The sequence below is a fragment of the Formosa agariphila KMM 3901 genome (assembly GCF_000723205.1).
GTDB lineage: Bacteria > Bacteroidota > Bacteroidia > Flavobacteriales > Flavobacteriaceae > Formosa > Formosa agariphila.
In genome coordinates this window covers 2340440-2357577 of the sequence record NZ_HG315671.1, presented here as the reverse complement: position 1 = coordinate 2357577, position 17138 = coordinate 2340440, and the positions used below count along the sequence as shown (strand labels likewise).

Here is a 17138-nt window from a genome sequence, read left to right as displayed (position 1 = left end):
TAATAGACTTAAGGAATTACTTAAGATATTAGGTTTTTTTTGTTAAACGTTACGGTTTTTAGTTATGTAAAATTCAAAAGCAATTTATAAAATTATTGTTTTTTTGTGTAACTGCAAGATTTGTAGTAAATTAATGAGGGTGAGGTTTTGTGTCGTATTAAAAAAATATTCTTAGTATTCATTGTGGTATTTTAAGAGACTTTGCGAATCTCGAAACACTATTTTCTGTTAACTTCTTTAAAACTGAATACGGCTATAGAATACTTCAAATAGAAATTAGAGTGAAAAATCAACAAATCTATAGTGTGCTAATTAACTTTTAATAGAAGAAGCGGTTAATGTATAGGTAGTTCTTATGTATTGATAATAACTTTTAATAACTTAAACTGTAAGGATTGTTTCAAAAATTCTACTTTTGTATCAATTAAATTATAAGAAAAGTTATGTCTGATACAATTGAGAAAGTAAAGTGCCTAATTATTGGTTCTGGTCCTGCAGGGTATACTGCGGCTATTTATGCTGCCAGAGCAAATATGTTTCCTGTATTATATCAAGGAATGCAACCAGGAGGACAATTAACAACGACTAACGAAGTTGAAAATTTTCCAGGTTATCCAGAAGGAATCACTGGTCCAGAAATGATGATTCAGTTACAAGAACAAGCAAAACGTTTTGGATCTGATATTCGTGATGGTTGGGCAACAAAAGTTGATTTTTCTGGAGACGTACATAAAGTTTGGATTAATGAAACTCAAGAAATTCATGCCGATACGGTAATTATTTCTACAGGAGCTTCTGCAAAATATTTAGGATTACCTTCAGAACAAAAATACCTTCAATTAGGAGGTGGGGTTTCTGCTTGTGCAGTTTGCGATGGATTCTTTTATAGAAATCAAGAAGTTGTAATTGTTGGAGCTGGAGATTCTGCTTGCGAAGAAGCACATTACTTATCTAAACTTTGCAAAAAAGTAACCATGTTGGTAAGACGTGATGAATTTAGAGCATCTAGAATTATGGCAGAACGTGTTAAAAAGACGGAAAACATTACCATCTTATTTAATACAGAAACTGAAGAAGTTTTAGGTGACGGACAAGTTGTTACTGGAGTTAAAGTTAAAAACACTCAAACAAATACTATTACAGAGATTCCTGCAACTGGATTTTTTGTAGCTATTGGTCATAAACCAAATACAGATATATTTAAAGAATATTTAGAATTAGACGAAACGGGTTATATTGTTAATACTCCGGGATCTTCTAAAACTAATATTGAAGGTGTGTTTGTTTCTGGAGATGCAGCAGATCATGTGTACAGACAAGCAATTACAGCAGCTGGAACAGGATGTATGGCGGCTTTAGATGCAGAACGTTATTTAGCATCTATAGAAGTAGAAGCTTAAACTAGAGTTTATATATAAATTAAAAACCCCAAACATGATGAGTGTTTGGGGTTTCTTTTATGAATGAGATTTATTCTCTTAACACAAAATGTCTAAAATTAAGGTGATTATTGCTTTTAATAAAGTTTCCATAAAGGTTGGTTTTTTTTGATTGATGAGTTGCTTTTATTAAGAACTAAAATGCCCGAGAATTTCTCGGGCATTTTAGTTTATTTAATCTGATGTAATATTAATTCCATTTTCATCGATGTTTACATTCACATCTTCAGAGGTTGCTTTAACACCGTCGCTGTCAATTTGAATATCGACATCATCGTTCTTAATTTTCACTCCTTTATTATTAATTTTTAAAGTACCGTTACTATCGTTAATGTTAAGATCGATATAGCCTTCTTCATCAGAATCGTCTTCCGTGTCAATATCAAAACAATCAATACAGCTTGCATCATCGTTTAATATTTTCATGATATGGTTCGAGTCTTTATAGGTGATAATATTATCAGCAGATTTATAAGATTTTAAGTACGAACGCATATTTCTATTTAAATCAACATATGTACCTTCTGGAAGATATAATACAATATCTACATTTTGTTCTCTGTATTTATTCTCATAATCTGTAAGTAAATAGCTGTCCAAAAGCAATTGGTTCCCTGTAAGTGTATAGTTGTACATAATATGTTCTGCACGTGCTTTAGCATCTAAGAAGTCTTTTCCTTTAGATTCTTTTTCAATCTGAATTCTACCTATACTATCTTTTGTAGAACGTACATGTACAGTTACATCTCTAGTGAAAATTACTTTCTCGTCGTTATCGTTGTACACAATCTGGAAATCATCGCTTCTACGAATACTTCTGTTGAATTTGTTATTCTTCACCATAGTAATACGTAACGTGTCTTGCGTGTTATATACAAGTGTATTCTTTTCTGTTACTACAGAATGAAGTGCGTGGTCTGAAGCTTGCTTAACACCTATGGTTATTACAGCGATTAACGAGATTAACCACAGTCCTAATAAGGTGAATTTAGCAACCTTTCCTATAGACTTTAAATTATTGATTAAGATTTTAAGTCCTAGGTATAGCACGAAAAAACACGGAATACCAACAGTGAAAAACACAAGTAAAGACCCTAGCCAAATAGGTAAACCTGTCGTGTTTACGGCATCTGGATAATCCATCCACCACGGGTGAAAAAAGGATGAGCTACCTAAAGATAGTAAACTAATCAATAAAGCGAAAATGGATAAAGCACCAAATAACACTAAAATAAGTCCTATAAATTTGGCAAAGAGTTTCAGGAAAAACATGATAATATCACCAATAGTTTCAAAAAATGACTTTGAAGACGATTTAACTTTGCTTCCGTACTTTTCATAGTCGACACTTCTTACAGTATCTGATACATCTTCAAATCCTTTTTTTATTTTTTTTTCGATGTTACTAATATTCACGGGTTCGCCCGTCATAGTTAACTTTTCTGCAGTGGTAACAGCTTCAGGAACTAAAATCCAAAATAAAACATAGATTAGTATAAATGTACCGGCAGAACCAAAAGTTAATAAAACCCAGATTAGGCGTACCCAAATGGTATCTATTCCTAAGTAATGGCTTAACCCCGCAGCGACACCACCTATGTACGAGTTGCTTGTATCTCGATACAGTTTCTTAATAGATTTAGGATGTGAAGGCGATACTGGCTCATCTTCAAAAATTTCGTCGTCAACCAAATAATCTTCTGGTTGCCCCATAATAGAAATTACTTCATCTACTTCTTTGTTACCAATAACCTGTTTGTCGTGTTTTACGCGTTCGTTAAACAATTCGGCAATTCTAGCTTCAATATCTGCTATAATTTCGGAACGACCTTGAGAATCTGTAAATGAACGTTTAATAGCCTCAAGATAGCGCTGTAGTTTTTGGTATGCATCTTCATCAATATGGAAGAAAATACCTGCTAAATTTATGTTGACAGTTTTATTCATTACTATTATTTTTTTGACGGGTTACTAGGTTTACGGCATGTTGTAGTTCGCTCCAAGTGGTGTTTAGTTCACTAAGAAATAATTGTCCAGTTTCGGTTAATCCATAATATTTACGAGGTGGTCCAGAAGTAGATTCTTCCCAGCGATAATTAAGGAGTCCGGCGTTTTTAAGACGTGTTAGTAAAGGATAAATGGTACCTTCTACAACTAACATTTTAGCATCTTTAAGTGTTTCTAGAATTTCTGCAACATAGGCGTCTTCATCTTTTAAAACCGATAATATGCAATATTCTAAAACACCTTTTCGCATTTGTGCTTTTGTGTTTTCTATTTTCATCTGTTTGTATATTTATCCGTCTCGATTAAAGACAAAGTTCTATGAAATGAATATATTTTTACTTGAGTCATGTGTTGATGTGTTTTAATTTTAAACTGTTCATTTTTTTTGATTGGATTGATGAATGATTAATTATTTGATGAAATGGATATTTAATGGATAACGGAAAAGCTCTCCGTCTTTAGCCTTTAAACTAGCGTTTACAATTAAGGCGAGTTCGATAATAAATCCTAAAACAGCTAATCCCGCTAATGCGCCTCCCAAATACAACAAGGGAGAAGGTTTACTTATATTAATTTCTATATGCTCTAAAAGATTAAAATTTATAAAATCTAAGCCATTAAAAATATTAAATATAAAAAAGGGCACTGTAATTAGTCCTATAATAACAGTGTATAGTAAAATACTTAGTTGAAAGTTGATGGCTTCCTTGCCGTGAACATCTATAAATTGAGATTTATCTTTATTGGTAATCCATAAAATAACAGGGGCTATAAAATTTCCAAAAGGAAAAATGAATCTACTGAAGGTAGATAAGTGAATACACGTGGCTATATTTTTTTGGTGGTTATCAATCATGGTTTTTTGTTTTAAGTAGAGATAGATTAATACATTTTGTATGATTCTGAATCTGTTGTTTTATAGAGGACTTTATTAGTTTCGTTTATAAAAATGAGTTCTCCTGACTTTATTTTAGATGTTTTAATTTCATCTTTTATAGCAAACTGACCAATAGTTTTAGCCATATTATGCTTTTGTTGCGTACTGTAATTATTGAATTTTGTATCTGTAATAAAGATTAGTAAGTCTATATTATTATCATCTTCATTAATTTTTACTTCTATCTGCTCTGTATTATATGTATTCGTTATGTTTTTCTTTAAATGATGTATAAACATTAATTTGTCTTTAGCCTTAGAGCAGTTCATCATAGAAAGGCATCCTAATAATGCGAAAATTAAACCAATCTGTTTCATCTTTTAAAAGCATATAATAGTTTCTTATGCAAATATATATCTTTAAAAAGGTATTATGCAAAACATAGTAGTAAAATTTAACGTAATATTAACAAGTTGAAATCTCGATAATTTTCGATATTTTTACCTAAACAACATCGATAACATGAAAATAAGTCCGTCTAAACTGAATAGTTTTTTAATGCTAAAATTGCCATCTGCTTACTTGTGTGGCGTGCGCACAAAATCTTTAAACGAATCGGAATGTGTGGTTACAGTAAAATACAGTTGGATAAACCAAAATCCATTTAAATCTATGTTTTGGGCGGTTCAAGGGATGGCAGCCGAACTCTCTACTGGAGCGCTTATGATGCAGAAAATAAGAAATAGTGGTAAAAAAGTATCTATGTTAGTGTTAAGTAATTCTGCAAACTTTACAAAAAAGGCAACAGGTCGTATTCGTTTTTTATGTGTTGATGGACATGTAATCGATGTAGCATTATCTAAAGCAATTGAAACAGGAGAAGGACAAACAGTTTGGATGACATCAATAGGTACTAATGAAGATGGGGTTGAGGTTTCTACTTTTAAATTTCAATGGACTATAAAAGTAAAGGCGTAAGGCACAAGCATTTTTATGGTGTTTGTAACATTTTTAAATAATAAACTACATATAATTAAGTATTAATCTTTAAAACCTAAAAAAATGAGAGCACACGAAATAGATTATACCATTTATGGTGAAGAAATGCAGTATGTAGAGATTGAATTAGACCAAAATGAAGGCGTTGTTGCAGAAGCCGGAAGTTTTATGATGATGCATGAGGGCATTAAAATGGAAACTATTTTTGGTGATGGCTCAAAACAGAGCTCGAGTTTATTAGATTCTATTTTTGGAGCAGGGAAACGTCTACTAACAGGAGAAAGCTTATTTATGACCGCTTTTTATAATACATATCCAGACAAGCGTTCTGTATCGTTTGCATCGCCATATCCAGGAAAAATTTTGGCTGTAGACTTGAACAAGTTTGGAGGTAAAGTGATTTGCCAGAAAGATGCATTCTTATGTGCAGCTAAAGGAGTAAGCGTTGGTATCGAGTTCTCTAAACGTTTAGGACGTGGTTTATTTGGTGGTGAAGGATTTATTATGCAAAAACTAGAAGGCGATGGTATGGCCTTTGTGCATGCAGGAGGAACACTTGCAACTAAAGAGCTAAAAGCAGGAGAGAAGCTTCGTGTAGATACGGGGTGTATTGTTGGGTTTACTAAAGACGTAGATTACGATATCGAGTTTATAGGTGGAATTAGAAATACAGTGTTTGGTGGGGAAGGTTTATTCTTTGCTACCTTAACAGGACCTGGAACGGTATATGTACAATCGTTACCTTTTAGTCGTCTTGCTGGCCGTGTGCTTTCTGCCTTACCAAATGGAAATAATAAAAAAGGTGAAGGTAGTGTCCTGGGCGGACTCGGAGACTTACTTAATGGAGATAACAGATTTTAACAATATTATTCTGATTTTAAGAGAATATTAAGATTAAAACCTTTATTTTTAATAAAATTTAAAACGTTATAGTTGCCTATAGAACAAATCTACATTTTAAATATAATTACTAAACCTAAACTCAATACCTATGGCAAGAGCAATGTTCGAGTATACCAAAACTATACTTAGTAAAGTTAGTTTTGATACTACGTTGTTTTGCAAAGAAGTACAAAAAGCCCTTCAAAGATTATTACCTTATGAAATCGAAGAGCTTAAGATTTATATACAATCTATAGTACAGCAAAACCCAGATTTAGATAAATGTTTAGTTTATCTAGATTCATAAAAAAAAGCAACTAGAAATAGTTGCTTTTTTTTATTTGAAATTTTGTCCCGTCCTGAAATAGCGATACACTAAAATAAAAATAGTTTAGTGCTAACTATAAACAAGCCTTATAGTGTACATAAAGTGGTTTTATTTTTTAGTAAGTAGGGGACTTATAATTTTTACATTCTGAAAAGCTATAGCGCCACGAATAACTCCAGAGATTATAGATTGCAAAGCTTCAATAATTTGAATTTTTAATTCACTCTTATGATATATTAAACTCACTTCTCGAGCAGGAGAAGGTTCACTGAAAAACTTCAAGTTTTTTTGTGCCTTTTCATTCAAGTCTAGAGTGTGTAAATATGGAAGTAACGTCATTCCTAAACCTTCGTTAGATAATTTAATTAAGGTTTCTATACTACCACTTTCTAACAGGAAGTCGTCGTCTGTATGCTTTTTAAAGGTCTTACAAATGTTAAGTATACTGTTTCTAAAACAATGGCCGTCTTCTAATAAAAGCATATCGTCTACATCTAAATCGCTAGATTCTATTTTTGTTGCATTATGTAATCTGTGGTTTTGCGGTACATAGGCTACAAAAGGTTCGAAATATAAGACGCGTTCTTTTATGTTTTCAGCATCTAAAGGAGTTGCAGCAATAGCTGCGTCAAGATGTCCTTCATTTAATCTAGAAATAATTTCTTCTGTAGTTAATTCTTCAATAATAAGTTTAACCTTAGAGTGCTTTTTTATGAAGGTATTTAAAAACATAGGTAAAAGCGTAGGCATAATAGTAGGTATAATTCCTAATTTAAATTCTCCGCCTATAAAACCTTTTTGCTGGTCTACAATATCCTGAATACGATTCGATTCATTTACAATATTTTTGGCCTGGTTTACAATTTTCTTACCAACTTCGGTTAATTCAATTGGTTTTTTACCACGATCGAAAATAAGAACATCAAGCTCATCTTCAAGTTTCTGTATTTGCATACTTAATGTAGGTTGTGTTACAAAACATTTTTCTGCTGCTTTCGTGAAATTTTGATTTTCTGCAACGGCTAAGACATAATATAATTGAGTAATCGTCATGGTATAAGTTTAGACTATAAAATTATAAAATGAATCAATATAATTGATTATTAGTTGTGTTAATTATGGGCTAAATTTGTATAAATATAAAAACATAAATTATGGGACTTAATATATTAGGATTAGATTCAAAAAAAACTAAAGATTTAGCAAAAGATTTAAATAGCTTATTAGCTAATTTTCAAACATATTATCAGAATTTAAGAGGTATTCACTGGAATATTAGAGGAAAGCAATTCTTTGAATTACACGTTAAATTTGAAGAATTATATACAGAAGCTAACGTAAATGTAGATGAAATTGCTGAGCGTGTATTAACACTTGGTGAAACACCTCTACATACATTTTCAGATTATACAGAAGTTTCAGAAGTAAGAGTTGGTAAAAATGTGTCTGATGACAAAAAAGCTGTAGAGCTTATTGTAGAATCGTTATCGATTTTATTAAAAATTGAAAGAAGTATTCTAGATAAAGCTGGGGATGCAGGAGATGAAGGTACAAACTCTATGATGAGTGATCTTATAACTGAACAAGAAAAAACAATCTGGATGATGAAAGCGTGGTTAGGAGAAACAACAGTATAACCATCGATTGTATAGAAAAAACAGAACCTTCATTTGTAGAAATACAAATGAAGGTTTTTTTTATTTCGTTTTCTGTATTATAATTCATTCATAAACTAAAATGTAATAGTATATTTGCGCCCGCAAATAAATAATGTCATGTTATATACTATTGATTTATTAGGAGTTATAGCCTTTTCTATATCAGGAGTTTTAGTCGCTTTAAGTAAGCGTATGGATCCATTCGGAATTTTAATTATTGCTTTTGTTACCGCAACAGGAGGAGGGATGATGCGTGATGTGCTTATAGGAGCAACACCAGTTTTTTGGATGATTAACCCAATGTATGTTTACCTTATTTTAGGAAGTACAATTTTTGCAATAATTTTTAGACATAAGATTGATTATTTAAGAACATCACTCTTTTTATTCGATACAGTAGGGATTGGTTTGTACACCGTTATTGGTATAGAAAAAGGAATATCTGCTGGCTTGTCCATGCCTATTTGTATTATATTAGGTACAATGACAGCTTGTTTTGGAGGTGTTATTCGTGACATTTTATGTAATGAAATTCCTGTAATATTTAGAGAAGAGATTTATGCGACTCCATGTATCTTAGGTGGAATTTCCTTCTTTTTATTAGAGTTATTGCCTATAGAAGATAACATGGTTTTACTGTCGTCAGGACTAATTGTTATCGCGATAAGGTTGGTAGCGGTACGTTTTAAAATTAGTTTGCCAAACTTATATGCGCACGAAGACAATGTGTAAATATTTGTTTTTAAGCTGTTTTCTGTATTTAATTTAAATCTTTAGTTAATGCAACTTATGTCTTGTAAAAAAGGGTAGCATATAAAATACGGTATCAAATTGATTAGATGTTTTTTACGGCTTAAGTTTTTGTAAACTAATATTTAATCTTAATCTTGTAGTTTGACCATAACAAAAGTCGTAATACATGATTTATATTATAGATATTTTAGGAACAATCTCGTTTGCTATTTCTGGTGTTTTAGTTGCTTTAAGTAAACGTATGGATCCTTTTGGTGTTTTAATAATCGCTTCTGTCACTGCAATTGGTGGCGGAACATTAAGAGATGTATTAGTAGGTAATACGCCTGTTACTTGGATGCATAACATGACGTATGTGTACGTAATCCTAGCAACAACCATTTTCTCTGTAGTATTAAGGCATAAAATTGATTACTTAAGAACATCGTTGTTTTTATTCGATACCATTGGTATTGGTTTGTATACCTTAGTAGGTATTCAGGTTGGGATGTCTCACGGTTTACATCCAATTATTTGCATTGCATTAGGAACAATGACAGCTTGTTTTGGCGGTGTTATACGTGATATTTTATGTAATGAAATTCCTGTTATTTTTAGAGACGAAATCTATGCAACGGCATGTATTTTGGGTGGAATTTCATATTTCGTTTTACGTAAATTACCAATTGAAGATGATTATGTGTTTATGTTTTCAGGGTTGGTGGTAATTTTAATTCGTTTGTTAGCCGTGCGTTTTAAGATTAAACTGCCTAATTTGTATAAAAGTGAAATTGTTAATTAATAATTTCAACTTTCTCAATATAAATATTATTTAAAGGCCACTCTCTGTTGTCTGTTTCAACGTTAGAAATAGCGTCTACGACATCCATTCCGCGTGTTACTTTTCCGAAAATGGTGTAATTCCCATCCAAATGGTGTGCGCCATGTGGTGCTTGTACTATGAAGAACTCGTATGGAGAGGCGAGTTTGTAAGGGTTCTCGATATCGCTACTTGGCATAGAAATTACGCCTCTGTCGTGTGTAAATCCTCGTTTAGCATCTGTTGGAAGCAAGTATTTACCAATACGATTTCTACGCTTTGCAATTTCTGTATCATCACTACTACCACCTTGAATGATAAAGTTTTTTACAACTCTGTAAAACTGTGTATCTGTAAAATAATTTTGTTTTGTTAAGAATATAAAGTTTGAGCGGTGAAATTTGGTTTCGTTAAAAAGCAATAATTCAATAATCCCCATACTAGTGGTTATTCTTACCTTGTTTTCTTTGTGTTTTTTGTCGTACTGAAGAAAGAATTCCATAACATTATCATCTGTCAAGACAGGGTACTCGCGTTTTTCTTTTTCAGAAGTTGTAATGCTGTCCTTTTCAATAGATTTTTCTATTGTGGATTCAGTAGTGATTTTTGAGGTCTTGTTTTTTTTAGAATTTGTATCTTCACAATTAAATAGAAAAAGGAATAAGCAACAGTATACTAAGAATCTCATAAATGAATTTTGATGATTTTATAAAGTTAAGGTCAAAAATAGAAAATATACAGCTTCCAGCCGAAGCATCTCAGTTTAAAATGTCTCCGCCGTTTCGCAAAGAACTGCTTGAAGAAAATAGAATTAAGATGAAAACCGCTAGAAAAGCCGCAGTAATGGCATTATTTTACCCGAATCAAGCGTATGAAACCATGTTGGTTTTAATTCTTAGAAACACGTATAAAGGCGTGCATTCTGCGCAGATAGGGTTTCCTGGTGGTAAGTTAGAGTTAGAGGACGAATCGCTTAAATCTGCAGCTATTCGAGAAACCTTCGAGGAGGTGGGTGTGCGAGAACAAGATATAGAGGTGTGGCGAGAAATTTCTAATTTATATATCCCACCAAGCCACTTTTTAGTGCAACCGTATATTGGGATTGTAGAAAAAACACCAGTTTTTTTAAAGCAAGATGCCGAAGTAAAAGCTATAATTGAAGTTCCGCTTACCGAATTTTTAAATGAGAACAGTGTGGTTACTAAAACAGTAACAACGTCTTATATCGAAAAAATAGATGTTCCAGCCTTTGTTTTGCAAGACTATGTGGTTTGGGGAGCGACAGCAATGATGTTGAGTGAAGTAAAAGACATTTTAAAAGAAGTGTGTTATCTATGACTTTTTCCTACATTTGCTTAATTATAAAAACTTAGAACTATCATGGGATTGTTTAAACGAAATCCTTTCGGACATATACTTTTAATTAAAAAATGGATCATTCGCTACTTGGGAATCATTACGCATCGCAGGTTTCGAGGGTTTAATGAATTGCAAATAGAAGGTTCAGAGGTTATTAAAAATTTACCTCATAACAATGTATTGTTTATATCTAACCATCAAACATATTTTGCAGATGTAGTAGCTATGTTTCATGTGTTTAATGCAAGTCTTAGCGGACGAGAAGATTCTATTAAAAATATAGGGTATATCTGGAATCCTAAGCTAAATGTGTATTATGTTGCTGCTAAAGAGACTATGAAATCTGGTTTGTTGCCTAAGATTTTTGCTTACGCAGGATCTATTAGTATAGAGCGTACTTGGAGAGCAGAAGGTAAGGATGTGAACAGACAGGTTAAAATGAGCGATATTTCTAGTATTGCTAAGGCTTTAAAAGATGGCTGGGTGATTACGTTTCCTCAAGGTACTACAACGCCTTTTAAACCAATTAGAAAAGGAACTGCGCATATAATTAAACGTTACGAGCCTATTGTTGTCCCTGTTGTTATAGACGGTTTTAGACGTTCTTTCGATAAAAAGGGGTTACGGGTCAAGAAAAAGAATATCCTTCAATCTATGGAGATTAAAGCGCCTTTAGATATCGATTATAAAAATGATTCTATAGAGGATATTGTTGAAAAAATTGAATACTCAATAGAGCAACATCCATCATTCTTAAAGGTGCTTACTAAAAAGCAAATTGAAGATATGGAAGAGTTAAATAAACAAAGGAAATATAACGTATAGGTTAAATATCCATCTTTTTAAGTTCCTTATAATTCTTATTGAGTCGTTTTAAAAGGATACCGTATATTAACCAGTAGAAAGCGAGCAATACGCCTGTAGTAATTGCTAGTATGGCTCCTGTAATTAGTATTACTTTAGTGTAATAGATGAAAATGTGACCGCTAGCGGCTGCTTCGTTTATTTTTGAAACTAAGACTTCGTCTTGTCTAAATTCAATCGTTAAAATTGTTACCGTAGAAATTATAATGAATAACAGATTAAACAAAACATAATTTTTCACAGTTTGTCTTGTTTTTAATATGTTCTTCATTAGTGTTTTAGCATTATCTGTAACAGATATTTTTTTGTAGTTTTTGTAAAACAGATAAAAGAAGTACAGTAATACAGCGTAATTTAACACGATAAGTATATCTAAAATAAGACCAGCATCGGTTTTGTTAATTCTAGTTAAGTGTTCAGGTTCTTTAATGGCTAAAGATATAACGGTCCAAAATAAGAACTCTAAAATGCTAATAATAAAAATCCACTTTACAATAGAAGAAGATTTCTTTAAAATCATTTTATATATATCGTTATAAGACAGTTTAGGGAAGTTCTGATTTTCCTTTTTATTCCAATCTTTCTTTAAAATTTCTAATTCATCCATAAGGTTACGGATTTAAAATGGTTCTTAATTTGGTTTTCACACGGTTCATCTTCACTCTGGCATTTACTTCGCTAATTCCCAATGTTTCACTAATTTCTTTGTAATTTTTATCTTCTAAATACAAGAAGATAAGTGCTTTCTCAATATCGTTAAGTTGTTTTACAGCACTGTAAAGTAATTTTAACTGCTCTTCCTCAGTATCATCATAATCTTCAGCTTTTATTCTAAATTGAACCGCATCAAAATCTTGAGTCTGAATTCTTCTTTTAGATTTTCGGTATAGTGTAATAGCGGTATTTAACCCAATACGATACATCCAGGTGCTAAATTTAGCATCGCCACGAAACTTAGGGTAAGCTTTCCAAAGTTGTATGGTTATTTCCTGAAATAAATCGTTGTGAGCATCGTAATCGTTAGTGTATAATCGGCACACCTTATGTACGATATTTTGATGCTCCTCAAGCAATTCAATAAAGTTATGTTTTTGGTTTTTATTCAAGTCGAGAGGTTAATTAATGTATTAGTGTGTTTTGTTTTCAATTTGTTACAAGACGAATTAAAATTGATTAAAATATTGTTTGTGTTATAGGAATTAAGAGGTGTTGTTAAGTTGGTTTTTGTTGTTAAAAGAAAGTGTGAAATCTTATTTTTTAAGTCATATGAGGTATTTATATGTTTAAGATAATTAAAATTTATAGTTAAAGTTTTTATTTATGTAATCATTTTAACTTGTTGATTGTTAGCTTTTGTTGTGTTGTATATAGATAAACTCTATAATGAGTTTTTAATGCCTAAAACTAAAGTGAGTTGGGCGAGACCATACGTAAGCATAATTAGAATATGACTATAATTTAAAGGAACTAAAAACTTATCAATTGCAAGTATGCTGTCTGAAATTATAAATAGAAAAGCACCAATTAAAATTAAATAATAAGACATTTTAGAGTCTGTTTTGTTTCTTAGATAGGCTGTTGTAACCATCGCCAAAATGGCAATAATATAAATAATTACAGGGGTAAATAACTCGCCTAAATTAGGAGATAAAAAATGAAGTAATATTAATCCGTATAGTGACACAACGGTTAGGAATAATAAGCTTTTTTTGTTTGTTCTTCTGTCTTTTAAGAAGACTAAAATATACATAATATGTGCAATTAGAAACGATGCTAAGCCTAACGGGAAAAATAAAGCGTTCTTGTCTTGAAACATTAATAATATGTCTCCAATAAGTGAAAACACTAAAGCTAATAATGTGAATTTCTTCACGTAGGTCGAGGCTGAAGAGTTTGTTTTATAGAAGAATAATATTAGAGAGATTAGCAATGCGGGCTTCGTGATGTAATGTATCGCCGACAAGTGATTTATGTTGGTGAATATTAATTCGGATAGTAATATTACGAGGTAAATCTTAATGAAATTCCAATCGGTTCGGCTTAGCATATGTTTGCTGATGAGTTAGTTGTGCCAAATATATCTAAAATCTTTCTATTTAATGATCTTTTAAAATATTGGAAGCTCGGTTGTTAAATGTTTGGATTGTTATAGTTTCAATTCATCCTTGAAATATAACAGTTGGGTAGGCTTTAGTTTTCAAACGGTAGTATCTGTTTCATTTTTGTATGACTAATTATAACCAATCAAGACATGAAACAATTACAAAGTCTTCTTATTCTAATGAGCTTACTCACTCTAAACCAAGTGTGCGCTCAGACCTTAATTTCTGGTCGTGTTACAGATGCTAAACAGAATCCTATCGCAGGTGCTAATGTGTATTTAGAAGGGGCTTACGATGGCGGAACTAGCGATGCATCGGGAACATTTAGTTTTAAAACGACTGAAACAGGCGCTCAAATTCTTATTGTATCGTTTATAAGCTTTGAAACCTACCGTAAAGCCGGAGATGTTTCCAATTTTCAAGATGTTGAAATAAAATTGCGGGAAGATGTCAATGCCTTAGATGCTGTGGTGCTTTCGGCAGGAACGTTTTCTGCGGGAGACAATAGTAAAGTCAATGCCTTGTCGTCTTTAGATGTGGTTACAACGGCTAGTGCTTTAGGTGATTTTGTAGGTGCTTTGCAAACTCTGCCAGGAACCACAACGGTTGCCGAAGATGGTCGATTGTTTGTTAGAGGTGGAGAAGCTAATGAAACACAGATTTTTATAGATGGTACTCGCGTTTTTACACCTTATACGCCAACGGCTAATAATGTGCCAACACGTGGGCGATATTCGCCGTTTTTGTTCGATGGTATTACCTTTTCAACAGGTGGGTATTCTGCCGAATACGGCCAAGCCTTGTCTAGCGTGTTGATGTTAAACACCATTGATGAACCGGAACAAAACAAAACAGATATAGGGTTAATGTCGGTTGGAGGCGCTCTTGGTCATACCAAAAAGTGGGAAAAAAGCGCGCTGAGTGTTAATGCATCTTATATGAATTTAGGGCCGTATATCTCACTGTTTCCGGGGAGAAACGATTGGGAAAAACCATATCAGAGTTTCTCTGGAGAAGCGGTGTTTCGCAAAAAAATGAATAAAGGGCTGTTTAAATTGTATACGGCTTACGAGCTTAGTGACTTTGAGTTAACTCAAGAGCATATCGATTATGAAGATGGCGTAGATTATAAGCTGAATAACAAAAACCTATATGTAAACACGTCTTATCAAGGAAAACTGAATGCGAATTGGTCTGTGTTTGCTGGTGGGAGTTATACCAATAACAAATCAGAGATTCATATTGAATCGGATGAGGTCGATAATTTAGAACATGCAATGCATGCCAAAGTAGCCTTGAAATATCGTTTTAATAATCGGTATAAATTAAACTTTGGAGCCGAACAATTGTTCTCCAATTTCGATGAATCGTTTAAGGCGTTTAATACAAATTCGGAGTCGTATGGATTTGATAATTCCATCTCTGCATCTTTTGTAGAGGCCGATATGATTTTTACAAAAAAGTTAGCTTTAAAAGCAGGATTACGCGGAGAATATAGTGCGCTTTTTAAGACGTTCGATGTGACACCTCGTATATCTTTAGCTTATAAGGTAGCGTCTAAAAGTCAGGTGTCTTTAGCTTACGGTTCCTTTTATCAGAATCCGAATAATGATATTTTAAATTTTAATCAAGTTATTGATTCAGAAGAATCTACTCATTATTTGTTAAACTATCAGTTAAATGGTGATGGGCGTCTCTTTCGTGCAGAAGCTTACTTTAAAGACTATCGTAATTTAATAAAATACGATACCGAATATGCGAGTTATAACAGTGTGTTTACCAATAATGGCTCTGGTTACGCCAAAGGATTCGATTTGTTTTTTAGAGATGATAAAACCCTTAGGAATTTTGACTATTGGGTGAGTTATTCCTACTTAGATACGGAACGCGATTATCAGAATTATCCAATAGCATCACAACCTAATTTTGCTAATACTCATAACTTTTCTGTAGTAGGAAAATATTGGGTAGACGATTGGAAAAGTCAGATTGGTTTTAGTTACAGTTTGGCTTCTGGACGTACTTACACCAATCCAAATGAAACGGGTTTTTTAAACAATAAAACGAAAGCATATAACAATTTAAGTCTGAATTGGGCTTACTTAATTAGTCCGCAAAAAATTCTGTACCTCTCAGTAAATAATGTGCTTGATTTTAAGAATGTTAATGGCTACCAATATGCCAGTACTCCAAATAGTAATGGCGTTTATAACAGCAGGGCCTTAACGCCGGCTAGCGATCAGTTCTTTTTTGTAGGCTTCTTTTGGACGATTAGCGATAACGGCACAGACAATCAATTAGATAATTTATAGGAATTTTATTTTGAAATGATGGCATCTTACGGTTCATCATACAAAAACTACAGTTCGGTATTTCGTTTTTTAGAAACCAAGACGTTACATAGATATTTGCTTTATAATAATTAATCAACCATAACAATATGAAACATTTAATTCTTTTAATCGTGCTTTTAGTGAATACAGTAACTAACGCACAGTCTAATTTTGAAACCGGTATGCAAAAGGCTTTTGCGTTATGGCAAGACAATAAGCAAGCCGAAGCAGAACAACTTTTCGAACGTATTGCATCTGCCGAACCCGACCAATGGTTGCCTAATTACTACGTGGCGCAATTAAACAGCTTAAAGAGTTGGACGGAGAAAGATGCAACGGTGCTTAAAGCTAATTTGGACAAGGCACAAGAGTATTTAAACACTGCAAAAGGCAAAAGTCCTAATAATGCTGATATCATGGTGTTACAAGCTCAAATTTACACCAATTGGGTAGCGTTCGACGGTATGACTTACGGGATGAAGTATTCTGCTAAAATTGCAGAACTGTATAATAAAGCATATGCATTGGCTCCAGAAAATCCGATGGTGGTTTTAGGGAAAGCAGAATGGGGTATGGGAAGTGCTAAGTATTTCGGACAAGACACGGCGCCGTTTTGTAAGGATATAGCGCATGCATTAGAACTTTTTGTTAACTTTAAACCGGAATCTGCATTTCATCCTAAATGGGGAGAAGCACGCGCTAAGCACGTGTTAGCATCATGTAAATAATTAGAACGAG

The 17138-nt window shown here is 32.8% G+C and carries 20 protein-coding genes; 11 read left to right on the top strand and 9 right to left on the bottom strand.

Annotated features, from left to right (window positions below):
• Positions 1–443 precede the first annotated feature (443 nt).
• Positions 444–1400 (top strand): thioredoxin-disulfide reductase, encoded by a 957-nt coding sequence (trxB, locus tag BN863_RS10140; RefSeq protein ID WP_038530166.1) that lies wholly within the window; start codon positions 444–446, stop codon positions 1398–1400.
• A gap of 213 nt (positions 1401–1613) precedes the next feature.
• On the opposite strand, the gene BN863_RS10135 is transcribed toward trxB, so the two are convergent.
• The 4 genes from BN863_RS10135 to BN863_RS10120 form a co-directional block, all read right to left on the bottom strand.
• Positions 1614–3386: a PspC domain-containing protein gene (locus tag BN863_RS10135; RefSeq protein WP_038530164.1), complete on the bottom strand. Its 1773-nt coding sequence runs from the start codon at positions 3384–3386 to the stop codon at positions 1614–1616.
• Complete coding sequence (locus BN863_RS10130) at positions 3379–3723, bottom strand: PadR family transcriptional regulator (RefSeq protein WP_038530162.1); 345 nt, start codon at positions 3721–3723, stop codon at positions 3379–3381. The genes BN863_RS10135 and BN863_RS10130 overlap by 8 nt, the downstream gene beginning before the upstream one ends.
• Positions 3724–3855: 132 nt before the next feature.
• Positions 3856–4302: a DUF4870 domain-containing protein gene (locus tag BN863_RS10125; RefSeq protein WP_038530159.1), complete on the bottom strand. Its 447-nt coding sequence runs from the start codon at positions 4300–4302 to the stop codon at positions 3856–3858.
• Between the two features lie 26 nt (positions 4303–4328).
• Positions 4329–4700, bottom strand: a complete 372-nt coding sequence (locus tag BN863_RS10120; RefSeq protein WP_038530157.1) for a hypothetical protein — start codon at positions 4698–4700, stop codon at positions 4329–4331.
• Between the two features lie 145 nt (positions 4701–4845).
• Between BN863_RS10120 and BN863_RS10115 the strand changes: the two genes are divergently transcribed.
• From BN863_RS10115 to BN863_RS10105, 3 genes are all read left to right on the top strand, one after another.
• The gene (locus BN863_RS10115; RefSeq protein ID WP_038530155.1) at positions 4846–5301 is read left to right on the top strand and encodes a DUF4442 domain-containing protein; all 456 of its coding nucleotides are present in this window, start codon (positions 4846–4848) and stop codon (positions 5299–5301) included.
• 84 nt (positions 5302–5385) lie between these two features.
• Positions 5386–6183: a TIGR00266 family protein gene (locus tag BN863_RS10110; protein WP_038530153.1), complete on the top strand. Its 798-nt coding sequence runs from the start codon at positions 5386–5388 to the stop codon at positions 6181–6183.
• Between the two features lie 130 nt (positions 6184–6313).
• Positions 6314–6511 carry a hypothetical protein gene (locus tag BN863_RS10105; RefSeq protein ID WP_038530150.1) on the top strand — a complete coding sequence of 66 codons (198 nt, stop codon included), beginning with the start codon at positions 6314–6316 and terminating at the stop codon, positions 6509–6511.
• 129 nt (positions 6512–6640) lie between these two features.
• On the opposite strand, the gene BN863_RS10100 is transcribed toward BN863_RS10105, so the two are convergent.
• Positions 6641–7585, bottom strand: a complete 945-nt coding sequence (locus tag BN863_RS10100) for a LysR family transcriptional regulator (RefSeq protein ID WP_038530147.1) — start codon at positions 7583–7585, stop codon at positions 6641–6643.
• Positions 7586–7686: 101 nt separating this feature from the next.
• Between BN863_RS10100 and BN863_RS10095 the strand changes: the two genes are divergently transcribed.
• The 3 genes from BN863_RS10095 to BN863_RS10085 all read left to right on the top strand — a co-directional run bounded on the left by BN863_RS10095 (position 7687) and on the right by BN863_RS10085 (position 9724).
• On the top strand, positions 7687–8169 hold the full coding sequence (locus BN863_RS10095) for a Dps family protein (protein WP_038530146.1): 483 nt from the start codon (positions 7687–7689) through the stop codon (positions 8167–8169).
• Between the two features lie 138 nt (positions 8170–8307).
• The gene (locus tag BN863_RS10090; RefSeq protein WP_038530144.1) at positions 8308–8922 is read left to right on the top strand and encodes a trimeric intracellular cation channel family protein; all 615 of its coding nucleotides are present in this window, start codon (positions 8308–8310) and stop codon (positions 8920–8922) included.
• A gap of 187 nt (positions 8923–9109) precedes the next feature.
• A complete protein-coding gene (locus BN863_RS10085) occupies positions 9110–9724 on the top strand; it encodes a trimeric intracellular cation channel family protein (protein WP_038530142.1) in 615 nt (204 codons plus the stop codon).
• Here the strand turns inward: BN863_RS10085 and BN863_RS10080 are convergent.
• The gene (locus BN863_RS10080; RefSeq protein ID WP_038530140.1) at positions 9717–10430 is read right to left on the bottom strand and encodes a peptidylprolyl isomerase; all 714 of its coding nucleotides are present in this window, start codon (positions 10428–10430) and stop codon (positions 9717–9719) included. The two genes, BN863_RS10085 and BN863_RS10080, sit on opposite strands and share 8 nt — an antisense overlap.
• A gap of 2 nt (positions 10431–10432) precedes the next feature.
• Between BN863_RS10080 and BN863_RS10075 the strand changes: the two genes are divergently transcribed.
• On the top strand, positions 10433–11080 hold the full coding sequence (locus tag BN863_RS10075) for an NUDIX hydrolase (RefSeq protein ID WP_038530138.1): 648 nt from the start codon (positions 10433–10435) through the stop codon (positions 11078–11080).
• A 42-nt stretch (positions 11081–11122) separates the two neighbouring features.
• Positions 11123–11926 carry a lysophospholipid acyltransferase family protein gene (locus tag BN863_RS10070; RefSeq protein WP_038530136.1) on the top strand — a complete coding sequence of 268 codons (804 nt, stop codon included), beginning with the start codon at positions 11123–11125 and terminating at the stop codon, positions 11924–11926.
• Position 11927: 1 nt separating this feature from the next.
• Here the strand turns inward: BN863_RS10070 and BN863_RS10065 are convergent, their stop codons facing one another.
• From BN863_RS10065 to BN863_RS10055, 3 genes are all read right to left on the bottom strand, one after another.
• On the bottom strand, positions 11928–12572 hold the full coding sequence (locus tag BN863_RS10065) for a hypothetical protein (RefSeq protein ID WP_038530132.1): 645 nt from the start codon (positions 12570–12572) through the stop codon (positions 11928–11930).
• 4 nt (positions 12573–12576) lie between these two features.
• Positions 12577–13071 carry an RNA polymerase sigma factor gene (locus BN863_RS10060; protein ID WP_038530130.1) on the bottom strand — a complete coding sequence of 165 codons (495 nt, stop codon included), beginning with the start codon at positions 13069–13071 and terminating at the stop codon, positions 12577–12579.
• A 272-nt stretch (positions 13072–13343) separates the two neighbouring features.
• Positions 13344–14012 (bottom strand): lysoplasmalogenase, encoded by a 669-nt coding sequence (locus BN863_RS10055; protein WP_038530128.1) that lies wholly within the window; start codon positions 14010–14012, stop codon positions 13344–13346.
• Positions 14013–14216: 204 nt separating this feature from the next.
• Between BN863_RS10055 and BN863_RS10050 the strand changes: the two genes are divergently transcribed.
• Together BN863_RS10050 and BN863_RS10045 are read left to right on the top strand one after the other, a co-directional pair.
• Positions 14217–16379, top strand: a complete 2163-nt coding sequence (locus BN863_RS10050; RefSeq protein WP_038530127.1) for a TonB-dependent receptor — start codon at positions 14217–14219, stop codon at positions 16377–16379.
• A gap of 128 nt (positions 16380–16507) precedes the next feature.
• Entirely contained in the window at positions 16508–17128 is a 621-nt protein-coding gene (locus BN863_RS10045; protein WP_038530124.1) for a tetratricopeptide repeat protein, read from the top strand.
• The last annotated feature ends 10 nt before the right edge of the window (positions 17129–17138 follow it).

What these genes read in the sequence shown, in the direction of transcription:
- trxB (WP_038530166.1), top strand. Translation starts at nt 444, where the DNA reads ATGTCTGATACAATTGAGAAAGTAAAGTGCCTAATTATTGGTTCTGGT.
- BN863_RS10135 (WP_038530164.1), bottom strand. Translation starts at nt 3,386, where the DNA reads ATGAATAAAACTGTCAACATAAATTTAGCAGGTATTTTCTTCCATATT.
- BN863_RS10130 (WP_038530162.1), bottom strand. Translation starts at nt 3,723, where the DNA reads ATGAAAATAGAAAACACAAAAGCACAAATGCGAAAAGGTGTTTTAGAA.
- BN863_RS10125 (WP_038530159.1), bottom strand. Translation starts at nt 4,302, where the DNA reads ATGATTGATAACCACCAAAAAAATATAGCCACGTGTATTCACTTATCT.
- BN863_RS10120 (WP_038530157.1), bottom strand. Translation starts at nt 4,700, where the DNA reads ATGAAACAGATTGGTTTAATTTTCGCATTATTAGGATGCCTTTCTATG.
- BN863_RS10115 (WP_038530155.1), top strand. Translation starts at nt 4,846, where the DNA reads ATGAAAATAAGTCCGTCTAAACTGAATAGTTTTTTAATGCTAAAATTG.
- BN863_RS10110 (WP_038530153.1), top strand. Translation starts at nt 5,386, where the DNA reads ATGAGAGCACACGAAATAGATTATACCATTTATGGTGAAGAAATGCAG.
- BN863_RS10105 (WP_038530150.1), top strand. Translation starts at nt 6,314, where the DNA reads ATGGCAAGAGCAATGTTCGAGTATACCAAAACTATACTTAGTAAAGTT.
- BN863_RS10100 (WP_038530147.1), bottom strand. Translation starts at nt 7,585, where the DNA reads ATGACGATTACTCAATTATATTATGTCTTAGCCGTTGCAGAAAATCAA.
- BN863_RS10095 (WP_038530146.1), top strand. Translation starts at nt 7,687, where the DNA reads ATGGGACTTAATATATTAGGATTAGATTCAAAAAAAACTAAAGATTTA.
- BN863_RS10090 (WP_038530144.1), top strand. Translation starts at nt 8,308, where the DNA reads ATGTTATATACTATTGATTTATTAGGAGTTATAGCCTTTTCTATATCA.
- BN863_RS10085 (WP_038530142.1), top strand. Translation starts at nt 9,110, where the DNA reads ATGATTTATATTATAGATATTTTAGGAACAATCTCGTTTGCTATTTCT.
- BN863_RS10080 (WP_038530140.1), bottom strand. Translation starts at nt 10,430, where the DNA reads ATGAGATTCTTAGTATACTGTTGCTTATTCCTTTTTCTATTTAATTGT.
- BN863_RS10075 (WP_038530138.1), top strand. Translation starts at nt 10,433, where the DNA reads ATGAATTTTGATGATTTTATAAAGTTAAGGTCAAAAATAGAAAATATA.
- BN863_RS10070 (WP_038530136.1), top strand. Translation starts at nt 11,123, where the DNA reads ATGGGATTGTTTAAACGAAATCCTTTCGGACATATACTTTTAATTAAA.
- BN863_RS10065 (WP_038530132.1), bottom strand. Translation starts at nt 12,572, where the DNA reads ATGGATGAATTAGAAATTTTAAAGAAAGATTGGAATAAAAAGGAAAAT.
- BN863_RS10055 (WP_038530128.1), bottom strand. Translation starts at nt 14,012, where the DNA reads ATGCTAAGCCGAACCGATTGGAATTTCATTAAGATTTACCTCGTAATA.
- BN863_RS10050 (WP_038530127.1), top strand. Translation starts at nt 14,217, where the DNA reads ATGAAACAATTACAAAGTCTTCTTATTCTAATGAGCTTACTCACTCTA.
- BN863_RS10045 (WP_038530124.1), top strand. Translation starts at nt 16,508, where the DNA reads ATGAAACATTTAATTCTTTTAATCGTGCTTTTAGTGAATACAGTAACT.